The sequence below is a fragment of the Paenibacillus violae genome, from assembly GCF_032461945.1.
Taxonomy (GTDB): domain Bacteria; phylum Bacillota; class Bacilli; order Paenibacillales; family NBRC-103111; genus Paenibacillus_E; species Paenibacillus_E violae.
The window spans coordinates 1-14,259 of the sequence record NZ_JAWCUD010000016.1; the positions used below are offsets into that span (position 1 = coordinate 1).

Below are 14,259 nucleotides of genomic sequence, written 5' to 3' on the forward strand. Positions count from 1 at the left end.
GGTGATGATGGCGGAGGGGACCCACGCGTTCCCATCTCGAACACGACCGTTAAGCCCTCCAGCGTCGATGGTACTTGAACCGCAGGGTTCTGGGAGAGTAGAACGTTGCCAAGCACAATGAAAAACCTTACAAGGAGAAATCCTCGTAAGGTTTTTTTCTTTATTCTTTACTGTCTTTACCGGGAGCCCATACATAGCTCAACTGTAAAAACTACAGTAAAATTAACACGGCTCCCCGCATTTTGAACGAATAGCTGCATTTCCTACAGCAAATTTAAGAGAATGACCCGGAATAACCGGTTTCTCCTGAATCAGCTGCACCTTTTACATTTAAGCTAGCTATGTGGATGATGAGGAGGGCAATTACCTGCACTTTCTGCAGTAAAGTTGGATGAACGAGAGACATAAAGAGCATCATTGCCTCGTTATGTTGTATTAAATACAACATAAAAGGGACATTTCTGATACGAAATAGCCTCTCGTTGCATAAAATACAAACATTTCACCAGAATATGCGGAAAAAAGGCTCGCCACTCAAATGAAAGTTGCACTATGTACAACGAAGAGGCAATCTCTCGCTATTTTGCGTGATTTAAATGCACAAAGTACAACATAGGCGATGCAGGAGTGCTTGCTGGTAAGCTGAGAGCCCAAAGAAACCAAACATTGTTTGTCATTTTTACAAAAGTGCGGATAGAATCAGATAAATCATATAAACTTAGATTACAATAAGGCAAAGTTTACTTTGATGCCTGCTTGCAGATGTATGTACATATAGATGCTGAAGTTGCCAACAAGAGATAGGAGTGATGCGTGTGGGAAATGCATATGTTCAGATTGGAATGGCGATGCTGCGTACGGGAATTCTGGGATATGGCGGTGGACCGTCTATAGTCCCGTTAGTCCGGTATGAGGCAGTGACGCGTTTTCAATGGATGAAAGATGAGGAGTTCATGGAGGTACTGGCCATAGCGAATACGCTGCCGGGACCCATTGCAACGAAGTTAGCCGGGTATCTGGGCTACCGACTTAAAGGAACAGCTGGAGCAGCCGTTGGGGTGCTTGCGCACATTGTGCCTACCTGTGTGGCGATGATGGGGTTATATTCATTTATTCAATTTTTTAGTACGTCGCATGTGATCAAAGGGATGATAGCAGCTGTTGTGCCGATTGTGGCGGTGATGCTGGGTGTCATGGCGTATGAGTTTGGGGAGAAAGCCATCAAGGGATTGGGCTGGGTGGCAGGCATTACTTTTTTCGTGATCTCTTTCTTGCTGCTTCAGACGTTTTCTGTGCATCCGGCGATTGTCATTTTTCTCTTCCTCCTATATGGTGCCTTCCATCATAAACTCAAGGATAAGTGGAAGAAGAGACGGCTGGGGACTGGTGAGGACGCATGATGGAATGGTGGCATTTATTGGTTAGTTTTTTTCTGGCAAACGTGTTTGGATACGGAGGAGGACCTTCTTCGATACCATTGATGTATCAGGAGATTGTCACGAACCATGACTGGATGACCAGCAGCGAGTTCTCTAACATGCTGGCGCTAGGGAATGCCCTGCCGGGGCCGATCGCGACGAAAATTGCCGCTTATGTCGGGTTTCAACTCGGCGGATGGGTCGGGGTTTTGGTGGCTGTAGCGGCAACGGTGGTTCCGTCGATTATCGCACTCATCATTTTATTGAATATCCTGCAGAAATATAAGCAATCTCCTGTGATAAAAGGAATGACGCTGCTTGTGCAGCCCGTAATTGCAATCATGATGGTGCTGGTTACATGGAGCAGCATGGTGGAATCTACAAAGACAATCGGATATCTTCAATTTATTGGCATCGCGGCAGTGGCATTCTATCTCATTCAAAAGAGAAAGATTCATCCTGCTTTTGTCATTGTGGCCGGCTTTGTATACGGCGGCATCTTTCTTTCCTAGAGAGCGATTAGCTAAGGAGCAGTCACAAAACGTCTGTTGAGACGCTTTGTGACTGCTCCTTTTTTATATTCGCGTTATGTTAGTTGACGCTACTTTTGGCGCTTAGCACAAAGTATGAGGTATTTTTCGTGTACAGCGCTAATAAGATGTGATGTTAATTGACGTATATTTCACCTGAACAGTATAGTGGAAAAAATGGATAGAAGTATGGAGCAGCAGCAGATCCTTCATGGGGAGATGCTGTTTTGAGCATATGCGGTTATAAGAGGAGGGGCGCGATTGAAGAAAGAGGAGCAGTACTCCGTTGAGATGATCCGGATTGTGAAGCAATTTGGCTCGGTTATCGCAAATGACGAGGTGAATTTTCGGGCCAAAGCAGGAGAAATCCATGCGCTGCTCGGGGAAAATGGCGCCGGCAAAAGCACGATGATGTGCATGCTTTCCGGGGTATACCGCCCCACACATGGCGAGATCCGCTTGCATGGCGAGAAAGTGCGCATTCGATCACCTAAGGATGCTATGCGGCTTGGCATCGGCATGGTGTTTCAAAACTTCAGGCTCGTGCAGACTCTAACGGCCGCGGAGAATATTGTGCTCGGAGAAACGTCCTCATTCTGGAGAGGCCAACGTTGGTTAACGCGGAAGTCGGAGGAGATTGAGGCGATTTCCAAGCATTTTGGGCTGCCGTTCCCAGTCGACAGGCCGATCTGGCAGCTATCCGTCGGCGAACAGCAGCGGGTAGAGATTGTGAAGACGCTCTATCGCGGAGCCGACTTTATTATTTTGGATGAGCCGACGTCGGTCTTGACGCCAGGTGAAGTGGAGCAGTTGTTCGAAACGCTGAACCGCATGAAGCAGGAAGGCAAGACTGTCATTATGACAACACATAAGCTGAAAGAAGTGATGTTCGTTTCCGATCATATTTCCGTGATGCGCAAAGGAAAGATGATCGCAACGATGGCGAAATCGAAGACGAGTGAACGTGATTTGGCACAGCTGATGGTCGGCCAAGAGAGTGTAACTGCCCGAACGGTAGTGAGGGAGAAGCCATTGGACAGTCCTATGCTGGTGGTCAGCGGTTTGAATGTTTATGCAGATCAGGGACGTAAGGTGCTGGATGGGCTTCATTTTGATGTGAAGGCAGGGGAAATTGTCGGGGTTGCCGGCGTGTCAGGAAATGGGCAAAAAGAGCTCGCGGAAGTGTTATCGGGTCTTCGCTCATGGAAAGACGGTGACATCCAATTCGATGGCCGTTCGCTGCGCAATGGTTCCATACGGGGAGCTATCGAGCAAGGCATAGCCCATGTGCCAGAGAGCCGAATGAAGAGCGGTCTCGCTGGCAGTTTGGGAGCGGTCGATAATCTGCTTTTCAAAACTTACCGCTCTCCCGAACGCTCGCGCTTCGGCCTGCTACGCACAGAGAAGAATAGGAATTGGTCGCAGAAGCTTGTTGAGCTCTTTGATGTGAAGACGCCGGGAATCGATGCGCCAGTGCACCACTTGTCGGGTGGCAATCAACAAAAGCTTCTCTTCGCTAGGGAAGTGGACCTCGATCCGAAGCTGATGGTAGCGGTACATCCAACACAAGGGCTCGATGTAGGTGCAACAGCTGGCGTACACGATCTTTTAGAGGGGTTGCGGAAAAAGGGGCGTTCGGTCCTGCTCATATCCGAGGACTTGGATGAGGTGCTGCAGCTATCGGACCGGATTATGGTCATGTACGGCGGACGCATCGTGGGCAATATAGCCCGAGAGGAAGCGAACCGCGAATATATCGGTATGCTGATGGCTGGGTCAGAGGAGGAGGACGCAGGATGAGTGAACAACAAACGGTCGGAACGATTCCGGTGGAAGCGAAAATCGTCAAGCGTGAGTCAGGCATACGTCTGCCGTATCGTTTGGAGATTGACCCGGTGGGTCGTGAAAGCCCCTGGTGGATGACAATTGTATCCATCATTTTGGCGCTGGTAGCTTGCGGTATTTTTATCTCACTGAATGGTATGAACCCGATTACCGTCTATGCCAAAATGCTGACAGGAGCTTTCGGCTCTTCCTTCGGCCTGACGGAGACGTTGGTGAAGGCGATCCCGCTGCTGCTGTGCGGCTTGGGCGTATCGATTGCGTACCGGATTTCCGTATGGAATATCGGTGCGGAAGGGCAATTTTTGGCCGGTGCTATGGCGGCGACAGCGGTAACGATCTATTTTCCACATCTGCCTATGTACCTTTCAATTCCCTGTATGCTGGTGGCTAGCATCGCGGCGGGGGGACTTTGGGGGCTGCTGACGGCGATCCCGAGAACCTATTTTCAAGTTAACGAACTGATTACTTCCCTGATGCTGAATTATGTTGCGCTGCTCGCTTTGAATTATGCGGTATTCGGCCCATGGAAAGATCCGAAGGGTTTCAACTTCCCAGGCTCGCCGATGTTCACTGCGGCGCAATCTCTGCCTACTTTTGGCGCTTCGCGGCTCCATTTGGGCATCATTTTTGCCATCGTTGGTGTGCTGCTTTATGCGTTCGTCATTCGATATACACGTTGGGGATATGAACTGCGACTCATCGGAGCCAATGCAGAAGCGGCGCGGAATGCAGGGATAAGGATTTCCAGGCATGTGTTAGTCGTTATGGTCATTAGCGGAGGCCTGGCTGGGCTTGCTGGCATGGGGGAAGTATCGGGTGTGGCGCATCGCCTCATGTACGGAATTTCTCCGGGGTATGGGTATACGGCGATTATTGTGGCGTGGCTGGCGAAGTTGAATCCGCTTAGTCTGGTGGTTTCGTCGGTGCTTTTTGGCGGATTAATTGTTGGTGGATATAGTGTACAAACGATTGGTCTCCCGTCGTCGATTTCGTCGATGATTCAAGGAGCTATCTTATTTTTCCTGATTGCAGGCGGTATGGCGGGGAAGTTTCGCATGCGTCGTAACAGCTGATTAACTTGAGACAACAGTAGCCATTAAGGAGAAGGGGCTGAGTGTGATGGAGATCCTTACGCAATTAATTGTTTCGGCTATTTCTTCGGGGACTCCGCTGCTTTTGGCCGTGCTCGGCGGGATTCTAATCGAGAGATCCGGCATCACCCAGTTAGGGGCAGAAGGGCTTATGCTGATGGGGGCGGTAACTTCATGTCTTTTGTACATACATACCGGGAGTTTAGCTTTGGCTATTCTCTGCGTTCTTATCGTGAGTGGACTGCTGGGACTGCTTCATGGGGTGCTGAGTGTATCGCTGCATGCGAATCAAGTGGTTTGCGGATTGGCGATGACGATCTTCGGTACCGGTCTTAGCGCATACCTGGGTAAGCCCGTGAGCGGGCAGCCGTTGACTGGAGCGGTGCCAAAGCTTCATTTGGCATGGCTGGAGAATGTGCCTTTTTTGGGGAAGATTTTTGCGCATATGGACCTGTTTACTTGGTTTAGTTTTGTGCTGGTGCTTGTGATGCATCTGTTTATCCATCGGACTTCGTGGGGGCTGCACCTGAGAGCTGTCGGGGATAATCCTGCAACGGCAGATGTCATGGGGATACCTGTCATCGCCATTCGATATGGCTGCGTTATCATCGGTTCCATGTTGATTGGCTTGGGAGGAGCAGATCTCCTGCTTGTGTACACGCCGACATGGAATGAAGGCATGACGTCCGGGCGTGGCTGGATTGCCGTGGCATTAATTATTTTTGCCAGGTGGAATCCGATTCGTGCCTTGGTGTGCGCGTATTTCTTTGGGGTTTTGGATATTCTGGGTTTCCGCGTACAGCTGATTGGAAGCCATATCCCTTCTTATTTTCTGAAAATGATTCCCTATCTCGTAACCATTCTCGTTCTTATGTACTTAGGCTGGCGTAACCGCAATAAGCCTTCGGGCGCGCCGGAAGCGCTGGGTGTTCCCTATATTAGGGAGCAAAGATTTTAAACGAACATGGAGGGTTGCCGATGAATGAACCAGAGAATCACTTATTCTATTTAAAAAGATGTGTTGAACTCTCCGTACTAGCCAGAAAGTCCGGCAATACGCCATTCGGTGCGCTGCTGGTAGGGCCGACAGGGGAAATTCTTTTGGAGCAAGGGAATATAGAAATAACCGAATCCAACTGTACGGGGCATGCTGAAACCACGCTGATGGAAGCGGCCTCAAAAAAATACAGCAAAGCCGAGCTATGGGCATGCACGCTGTATTCATCTGCTGAGCCGTGCGCCATGTGTGCGGGTTCTATTTATTGGGGCAACGTGGGGCGCGTTGTTTATGGCATTTCGGAGACGCGTCTGGCTGAATTGACTGGGGCGGATGAACAGAACCCGACGTTGGATTTGCCGTGTCGGGTCGTTTTTGCTCGAGGAAGCAAACCGATACAGGTTATCGGTCCGGTTCCGGAGATTGAGGCGGAGGCTGTTGCCGCGCATGCCGGTTATTGGGGATGAAAATCGTTAGCCACAATGCGGTCGACCGACAATGGCTTCCGTGTTCCGTTACGGAACGGTGGCTACATGGGGGGCTGGTGGTAGAGCGGCTCTCGGCTAACGGACTCAGGTGCCGTTATTTGCTACTTTTAGGGGAGGATTAGTGTCTAACGGACTCACATGCCGTTATTGGCTATGAAGTTGCCTAAAACAGTGACAAAATCCATAAATAACGTCATCTCAATCGTTAGCACCTCAATTATCGCTGAATTGAGCGGAATAACGGCTTCTAAGACCGCTGCTTCAACCGCGATTCAGAAGCCCAAACATGAAAGCCGCTAGGGAGAACTCCTTGTCCCTAGCGGCTTTTTTTGTAATTTCACAAAAAAAGTTTCTGATGTTATGAAACTTTACAAACTTCTTTCATATAAATTGACCCATGGGGATGGCGCATTTACAATGAAACAAATCTTGATCAAGAATGGTTAACATTTACATCGTTATCGAGGTGATGGGGAGTGGCGCTAACGCTTCAGGAAGTAAATGAACTGACACAAGAAGGGTTCGTCGAGAACTTCGGCCCTTTGTTTGAACACTCCCCTTGGGTGGCGGAGCGGGCGTGGAGTTCACGGCCTTTTGCAACAAGGCAGGATCTGATCAGCAGTCTGGAAAGGGAAGTATGGCGCGCGGGTCGGGAAGAGCAGTTGGCTCTGCTGCGAGCTCATCCCGATTTGGGAACGCGAGTTCGTATGACGGACCACTCCGTAAATGAGCAGGCGGGAGCAGGCCTGAATCAGTTATCACCGGAAGAATATGAGCGGTTTCTCCAGCTTAACAAGCAGTACACGGAGGCTTTTCAGTTTCCGTTCATCATGGCCGTCAAGGGTCAGACCAAGGAAACGATTCGCGAAGCGCTGAGCCATCGCATTCATCGAGAGGTGCAGGAGGAGATGGGCAAGGCTTTACAGGAGGTTTGCAAAATCGGGCGGTTTCGCCTAGAGGCATTGCTAGTAGACGAAGCGGAGGGGAAAGCGATGAAGAACGGATCTGAGAGAATCATGTACTACGGCAAAGGCGACGTATGGGTGTACAGGTCCTATGCAAAACCGCTAACCAATCTGACATTAATCCCTGAATCGGGTTTTGTGGGACGAGACAATGTGCTTTTTGGGATGAATATTAAGGTGGCGGTTAGTGGGGAGAAGTTTTTCACTTCTTTTACAGAGGGGGATAACACCTTGGTCGTAGCCACGGATTCCATGAAAAATTTCATCTTGCGCAAAGCTGGAGAATACGAAGGTGCAACGGCTGAAGGTTTTCTCGCCTTCGCAAGCCGCAAGCTGTTAGAAACATACCCGCAGATGACCGGCGTGAAAATGACGGCCGACCAGGTTGCTTTTGATCCGCTGCCGGTTCCGGGAGCCAAAGGCTTCGAGAATGGGAATCTGGTCTACCGGTATTCACAAAATGAGCATCCGACAGCCAAAGTAGAGCTCACAAGGACGGAAGAGGGAATTGCGATTCAGGAGCACGAAGGCGGTATGGCTGATCTGAAGCTGATCAAGGTGAAGGGCAGTTCATTCGCAGGTTTTGTACGAGATGAGTATACAACACTACCAGAATCCTATGACCGCCCGCTATTTATTTTCCTGGATATTGCTTGGAGCTATGAGGAAGTGGAGGATGCGCTGGATTCGGATCTGGGACGTTATGTGGCTGCTGAGCAAATTCGGGACATCGCACATACGGTTTTTCATGAACAGCACTCGCCATCGATTCAAAATCTCATCTACCGCATCGGACAGCGCGCATTACTAAGGTTCCCGCAGTTAAAAGAGATTCGGTTCGAATCGAATAACCGTACGTGGGAAACCATTCTGGAACACGCCACGGCAGGTGAAGGAAAGGTGTTCACAGAGCCTAGACCGCCGTATGGTTTTCAAGGCTTTTCGATGACAAAGCGTGATCTGGAGGGCCTATGAGCGCTGGACTAACAACGCACGTTTTGGATATTAGCCAAGGCAGACCTGCACAAGCGGTGCGGATAGAGTTGTACCGTCTTCAAGGGGGAAGGGCAGAGCTTCTTCGAGCGGAAATCACGAATGCAGATGGCCGATTGCAGGGACCGATGTTGAGTGGGGAAGATTTTGTACCTGGAACCTATGAATTAGTTTTCCATGTCGGAGATTATTTCAGGGAGACGGGAGTCCTTCTAACCGATCCTCCTTTTCTGGATCAAGTGCCAATCCGTTTCGGCGTTGCCGCAGCAGATAGCCATTATCATGTCCCGCTTTTGATTGCACCGTGGGGATATAACACATATAGAGGAAGCTAGTGTTTGGTAAAAAGCGTGGCTATATCTACGTCCGAGGGAGGATTTCGCATGGATGATCAACAGTTTGACCTCGTGATTCGCAAAGGTACCGTTGTGCTCATGGATGCCGTGCGGCAAGTAGACATCGGTATTCTAGGCGGCAAAATTGCTGCGCTAAGCGAAAATCTCATGTGCTCGGAGCAGACGCCTGTTTATGAGGCGGAGCACCTGCATATTCTGCCCGGCATGATCGATGCACATGTTCATTTCAACGAACCGGCGCTTGGTCATTGGGAGGGATTCGCGACAGGCTCGTCGTCTCTCGCAGCAGGAGGATGCACGACATTTATCGATATGCCGCTTAATGGCGTACCTCCAACTGTAAGGCTCAGCGCTCTGGAACAAAAGCTGGCAGCGGCTGAAGGACATTCCGTGGTCGATTATGCCCTGTGGGGAGGATTGGTTCCCGGCAATATCGGGAATCTGCAGGAACTGGCGGAAGCCGGCGTCATTGGCTTCAAGGCTTTCATGTCTTGTCCAGGCGGAGAAGGGGAAGATATTTTCGCTGAGGTGGACGACAAAACACTCTATAGAGGCATGCAGGAGATCGCCCGCTTGGGGTTAGTGCTCGCTCTTCATGCTGAAAGCGAAGAGATCGTATCCAAGCGAGCCTCCAAGGCTCAAGCGGAAGGCAGACGAGGAGCGCTCGACTACGTCGCGACGAGGCCAATCGCTGCAGAGTTGGAAGCGGTGAACCGAGCACTGTGCTACGCAGAGCAGACGGGCTGCCAGCTGCACTTCGTGCATATTTCCAGCGCGGAAGGTGTGCAGGCCATCACGGAGGCGAAGGCCAAAGGGCTGGACGTCACGGTGGAAACGTGCCCGCATTATTTGGCACTGACCAGCGCCGATCTGGCGCAGCTGGGGCCGGTTGCGAAGTGCGCGCCACCGCTGCGCACGGCGGAAGATCGAGACCGGCTGTGGGCGGAGCTGATGGCCGGGCGGCTCGACATCCTCGCTTCGGACCATTCCCCGTGCCCAACATACATGAAGCAGGGGGATTTCTTCGAAGCGTGGGGCGGCATCTCCGGGGCGCAGAGCTCCATGGAGCTGATGTTGGATGAGGGGCATCTTCGCAGAAATGTGCCGCTGCTTGAGCTGTCGAGGATGCTTTCGCTTGAGCCTGCCAAGCGTTTTGGACTGTATCCTCGAAAGGGAGTTATTGCGGTCGGAGCGGATGCCGACTTGGCATTGGTTGATCTGAGCAGGGGGTATACCCTGCAGGCGAATGATTTGCTTTACCGCCACAAGCATAGTCCTTATGTGGGGCGGGCGTTTGGATGCCGTGTGCAGGCGACCTTTTGCCGTGGAAGTAAGGTGTATGAGCTTGGAGAAGGAGTTACGGAGACGGCTGATGGCGCATGGTTACGTCCTGCAGTGATCGTTGGAGGTGAGGTCGGTGGCTAAAAGAGTACCGAATTCACTTGATTTGCTGTCCCAATTTGGAGAGCGGATGCTGGCGGAGTTGGAGGAGCTTTCCTCGTATGGGGCTAATGCCGAAGGAGGAGTGACTCGACTGCTGTACACGGAACCATGGCTGATGGCACAGCGAGCGATTGTTAACAAAATGCAGCAGCTGGGGTTGGAAGCCGGATTTGATGCTGTTGGCAATGTATTTGGAAAATTGCCGGGCAGTCAGCCGGATGCGAAGCCGTTACTGACTGGTTCACATATCGATACGGTCAAAACCGGCGGAAAGTACGATGGCGCCTACGGTGTCGTAGCCTCGATGATGGCTTTGGGTTATCTGAAAGCAGCTTACGGTGCTCCGAAGCGAACGTTAGAAGCCGTCTCGTTCTGTGAAGAAGAGGGCAGCCGATTCCCGTTGGCCTACTGGGGCTCAGGGCATGTCACCGGCGTAAGACCCTTACAGCTTGCAGCCGAGATTGCAGATAGCGACGGCGTTACTTTGCTTGAAGCGATGCGGGAAGCAGGATTTGATGCTACAACTGCTGGGCAGCAGTATCCGGCAAAACGCGAATTCATTGGCGGCTATATCGAAATTCATATTGAGCAAGGTTCTATTTTAACCTATAAAAAGAAACAAATTGGCATTGTAACGGCCATCGTTGGCCAAATCCGACTAACTGTACAGGTAACTGGCAGCTCCAATCATGCGGGAACAACGCCGATGAAGATGCGCAAGGATGCGCTCGCCGGAGCGGCAGAAATGGTGGCGATAACGGAGCAAATGGCCCTTGAGGCAGGAGAGCCGCTTGTTGCTACTGTGGGACGTTTGGAAGTGAAGCGGGGAACCTCGAATGTGGTGCCGGGCGAAGTGGAGTTTACACTGGATATTCGGCATACTGACGAGCCGGAGATGCGTACATTTTGTGTAAGGTTGCTAACAAAGCTCGAAGAGATCGCGATGCGAAGAGGGCTTACTATAGAAACGGTTGAAAATTTACATGCTCCACCGGTCGCGATGCAGGAAAGCATGGCGAACGAAATTGAGGCTGCTTGTGAAGCCGGCGGATTTCTGCATATGCGGCTGCCAAGCGGCGCAGGACATGATGCTCAGCTGTTCGGACCGATATGTCCGTCAGCAATGATTTTCGTACCGAGTGTTGACGGCATAAGTCACAGTCCGGAGGAATTTACGGAAGCGGATGATCTGATCGCCGGATTCCATACACTGGTTCAAGTGTTATACCAATATGGCTATGGGGGGAAAGCAGATGAAATACTATAAGGACTTGTCGCCCTCACTGAGAACCATTATGACCCCCGGACCTGTAGAGGTCGATCCACGGGTGCTGCGTGCGATGTCTTATCCGATTCTGGGGCAGTTCGATCCTGAATTTACAGAATTAATGAATGAGACGATGGAAATGCTTCGCGATGTATTTCAAACGAGCAATCAATGGGCTTATCCGGTAGATGGCACTTCGCGTTCCGGAATTGAGGCCGTGCTTGTAAGTGTTATTGAGCCAGGGGACAAGGTGCTTGTTCCTATTTATGGACGTTTCGGTCATTTGCTTGTAGAAATCGCTGAACGCTGCGGTGCAGAGGTCTTCATGTTGGAGCGGGAGTGGGGGTCTGTGTTTGACACACAGGAGATCATAGGCACCATCCACCGGGAAAAACCGAACATCGTCGCGATGGTTCATGGCGAAACGTCAACGGGCTGTATCCAACCGCTTGATGGCATCGGCGCAGCTTGCCGGGAAGTGGATGCGCTGCTAGTCGTGGATGCGGTAGCCACAATTGGCGGTGTCCCGGTTCAAACGGATGCTTGGCAGCTCGATGCTGTCATCGGCGGGACGCAGAAATGCTTGTCCGTTCCATCCGGAATGTCGCCGATCACCTATAATGATCGAGTCGAAGCCAAGGTGCTGCGGCGTAAAACGATTGAACGGGGGCTGCGTGATCAAGGGGCGGTTGTTTCCAGTTTGAAGCCAGTGGCGAGCAACTATTTTGACTTGGGTATGCTGCAGGATTACTGGAGCCCGAAGCGGCTCAATCATCACACGGAAGCGACATCTATGCTTTATGCTTTGCGCGAAGGGCTGCGCCTAGTCCTGCAGGAGGGGCTGGAGGAACGCTTCCTTCGTCATAAGCGTCATGAAGCAGCGCTGGTCGCAGGCCTGCAGGCCATGGGGCTTACGCTGTATGGGAACCCGACCTGCAAGCTGCCGGTCGTCACCTGCATCCGCGTTCCGGATGGGATTGACGGGGAGTCCGTACGTTCAATGCTGCTGAATACGTTCGGAATCGAAATTGCCAGCTCTTTCGGGCCGCTGAAGGGTCAAATTTGGCGAATCGGCACGATGGGCTTTAGCTGTAATCAAAAGAACGTACTTCACGTTCTTGGCGCCCTGGAGGCTGTTCTTCTCTGGCACGGAGCCGATGTGAATGTTGGTGCAGCGCTGCAAGCAGCCCTCACTCAATATGCGCGTAAGGAGGAGGAACAGCCATGTTAAACATCATGCCGCGAGCGGAGCGTGCCATGGTTGCTACGCCTCATTATTTGGCTAGCAGCGTGGGCAGCGCGATTTTGCAGCAGGGAGGCAATGCTTTTGACAGTGCGATAGCGATTAGCGCGACGCTCGGCGTTGTGTATCCGCACATGACGGGCATTGGCGGCGATGCTTTCTTCCTGATGTACGATGCAGCGACAGGCACCTATACAGGTTTTAACGGAAGCGGGAAGTCTGCTGCGCTGGCGAGCCCTGATTTCTACGAGGCTAAAGGTTTGCAAACGATTCCGCAGAGAGGGATTCTGAGCGCGATTACGGTGCCGGGTATGGTAGATGCGTGGTGGCAGGTGTGGGAGAAATACGGCAAGCTGCCTTGGGAGAAGCTGCTGGAACCCGCAATTGCTTACGCGGAGAAGGGGTTTCCGATTTCACGTAATTTGCGCTTCTGGATGCAGAAGGATGAAGTGTTCATTCGGTCCTCTGAACAGCTTAGCGCGCTATATATGGCTGGCGGCGAGCTTTTGAAGGAAGGGGATCGACTGGTTCAGAAAGAGATGGCCGAGACGCTGCGCCAGATAGGTCGGGATGGCCGGGATGCTTTTTACAATGGTGCTGTCATGAAGGCAGTTGTGGAAAGTATGCAGCGGGATGGCGGATTGCTGCAGGAAGAAGATTTCACGAGTTATGCCGGGGAATGGGTGAGGACGCTCTCTACCACATACCGTGGCTATGAAATTTATCAAATGCCGCCGAACTCGCAAGGATTCACAGCGCTAATGATGATGAATATGCTGGAAAATATAGAAGTAAGCGCGGTTCCCAGAGCTTCAGCCAACTTTTATCATATCATGTCGGAAATTATAAAAAAGGCGTTTAAAGACCGTGATCTGTATTTAACTGATCCGAACTTTCGGGAGATTCCGCTGGAGCGTCTGTTATCCAAGGATTATGCCAAGGAGCTCTGGCAGGCAATACAGGATGAGCCGTTTAAGGCAAGTGAGCATTTATCTCCGGCGATCGGCCAAGATACGGCTTATGCGGCTGTCGTTGACGAAGCGGGCAATTCCGTTTCCTTTATTCAAAGCCTCTATTTCGACTTTGGCGCTGCCTATGTGCCAGGGGATACGGGGATGATTATGCAGAATCGGGGCTCCTTTTTCTCGCTGGACCCTGCTTGCGCGAACGTGTTGGAGCCGAAAAAAAGGTCGTTCCATACGTTAATGCCGGCTATTGTCAGCAAGGAAGGTAAGCCGTACATGTTATATGGCACCCAAGGCGGGGAAGGTCAGCCGCAAACGCAGCTTTCCATCCTTACCGGTGTACTGGACTATGGATTGTCCATTCAAGAAGCAATATCACTTCCCCGTTGGGTCTACGGACGTACATGGGGGGAAGACGGAGATGCGTTGAAACTTGAGCATCGTCTGGATGATGACGTCTATGCCCGTCTCAAAAAATGGGGACATCGGGTAGAACCAATGAAAGCATGGGATGGGATCATGGGGCAAGCGCAAGGGATTGTCATTGATGAGCGGGGTTTTATGAGCGGAGCTGCGGATCCGAGAGGTGACGGTCTTGCAATCGGCTGGTAAAACGATGATAAGACGATGATGCCATAAGAAGCGAGGTGATCTGAGG

The 14,259-nt window shown here is 51.3% G+C and carries 13 protein-coding genes and 1 rRNA gene; all 14 read left to right on the forward strand.

The features are described from left to right. Positions 1-114: ribosomal RNA gene (gene rrf, locus RQP52_RS32245) — 5S ribosomal RNA — on the forward strand; the annotation flags it as partial. 701 nt (positions 115-815) lie between these two features. Next, a complete protein-coding gene (locus RQP52_RS32250) occupies positions 816-1,400 on the forward strand; it encodes a chromate transporter (protein WP_379174777.1) in 585 nt (194 codons plus the stop codon). Beyond that, positions 1,397-1,930 carry a chromate transporter gene (locus RQP52_RS32255; RefSeq protein ID WP_315955634.1) on the forward strand — a complete coding sequence of 178 codons (534 nt, stop codon included), beginning with the start codon at positions 1,397-1,399 and terminating at the stop codon, positions 1,928-1,930. The genes RQP52_RS32250 and RQP52_RS32255 overlap by 4 nt, the downstream gene beginning before the upstream one ends. A 309-nt stretch (positions 1,931-2,239) precedes the next feature. Next, positions 2,240-3,748, forward strand: coding sequence for an ABC transporter ATP-binding protein (locus tag RQP52_RS32260; protein ID WP_315955755.1), 1,509 nt, complete (start codon positions 2,240-2,242; stop codon positions 3,746-3,748). Continuing rightward, positions 3,745-4,866: an ABC transporter permease gene (locus tag RQP52_RS32265; RefSeq protein ID WP_315955635.1), complete on the forward strand. Its 1,122-nt coding sequence runs from the start codon at positions 3,745-3,747 to the stop codon at positions 4,864-4,866. Before RQP52_RS32260 ends, RQP52_RS32265 begins: the two co-directional genes overlap by 4 nt. A gap of 46 nt (positions 4,867-4,912) precedes the next feature. Further along, positions 4,913-5,842 (forward strand): ABC transporter permease, encoded by a 930-nt coding sequence (locus RQP52_RS32270; protein WP_315955636.1) that lies wholly within the window; start codon positions 4,913-4,915, stop codon positions 5,840-5,842. 20 nt (positions 5,843-5,862) lie between these two features. Then, complete coding sequence (locus RQP52_RS32275) at positions 5,863-6,348, forward strand: nucleoside deaminase (RefSeq protein WP_315955637.1); 486 nt, start codon at positions 5,863-5,865, stop codon at positions 6,346-6,348. 192 nt (positions 6,349-6,540) lie between these two features. Continuing rightward, positions 6,541-6,669, forward strand: a complete 129-nt coding sequence (locus RQP52_RS32280) for a hypothetical protein (protein WP_315955638.1) — start codon at positions 6,541-6,543, stop codon at positions 6,667-6,669. A 176-nt stretch (positions 6,670-6,845) separates the two neighbouring features. Next, positions 6,846-8,309, forward strand: coding sequence for a factor-independent urate hydroxylase (pucL, locus tag RQP52_RS32285; protein ID WP_315955639.1), 1,464 nt, complete (start codon positions 6,846-6,848; stop codon positions 8,307-8,309). Then, on the forward strand, positions 8,306-8,662 hold the full coding sequence (gene uraH / locus RQP52_RS32290; RefSeq protein WP_315955640.1) for a hydroxyisourate hydrolase: 357 nt from the start codon (positions 8,306-8,308) through the stop codon (positions 8,660-8,662). Before pucL ends, uraH begins: the two co-directional genes overlap by 4 nt. Positions 8,663-8,710: 48 nt before the next feature. Next, positions 8,711-10,108 (forward strand): allantoinase, encoded by a 1,398-nt coding sequence (locus RQP52_RS32295; protein ID WP_315955641.1) that lies wholly within the window; start codon positions 8,711-8,713, stop codon positions 10,106-10,108. Continuing rightward, the gene (locus tag RQP52_RS32300) at positions 10,101-11,393 is read left to right on the forward strand and encodes a M20 family metallo-hydrolase (protein WP_315955642.1); all 1,293 of its coding nucleotides are present in this window, start codon (positions 10,101-10,103) and stop codon (positions 11,391-11,393) included. The genes RQP52_RS32295 and RQP52_RS32300 overlap by 8 nt, the downstream gene beginning before the upstream one ends. Continuing rightward, positions 11,380-12,624, forward strand: a complete 1,245-nt coding sequence (locus RQP52_RS32305; protein WP_315955643.1) for a pyridoxal-phosphate-dependent aminotransferase family protein — start codon at positions 11,380-11,382, stop codon at positions 12,622-12,624. The genes RQP52_RS32300 and RQP52_RS32305 overlap by 14 nt, the downstream gene beginning before the upstream one ends. After that, complete coding sequence (gene ggt / locus RQP52_RS32310) at positions 12,618-14,213, forward strand: gamma-glutamyltransferase (protein ID WP_315955644.1); 1,596 nt, start codon at positions 12,618-12,620, stop codon at positions 14,211-14,213. Before RQP52_RS32305 ends, ggt begins: the two co-directional genes overlap by 7 nt. Positions 14,214-14,259 lie beyond the last annotated feature (46 nt).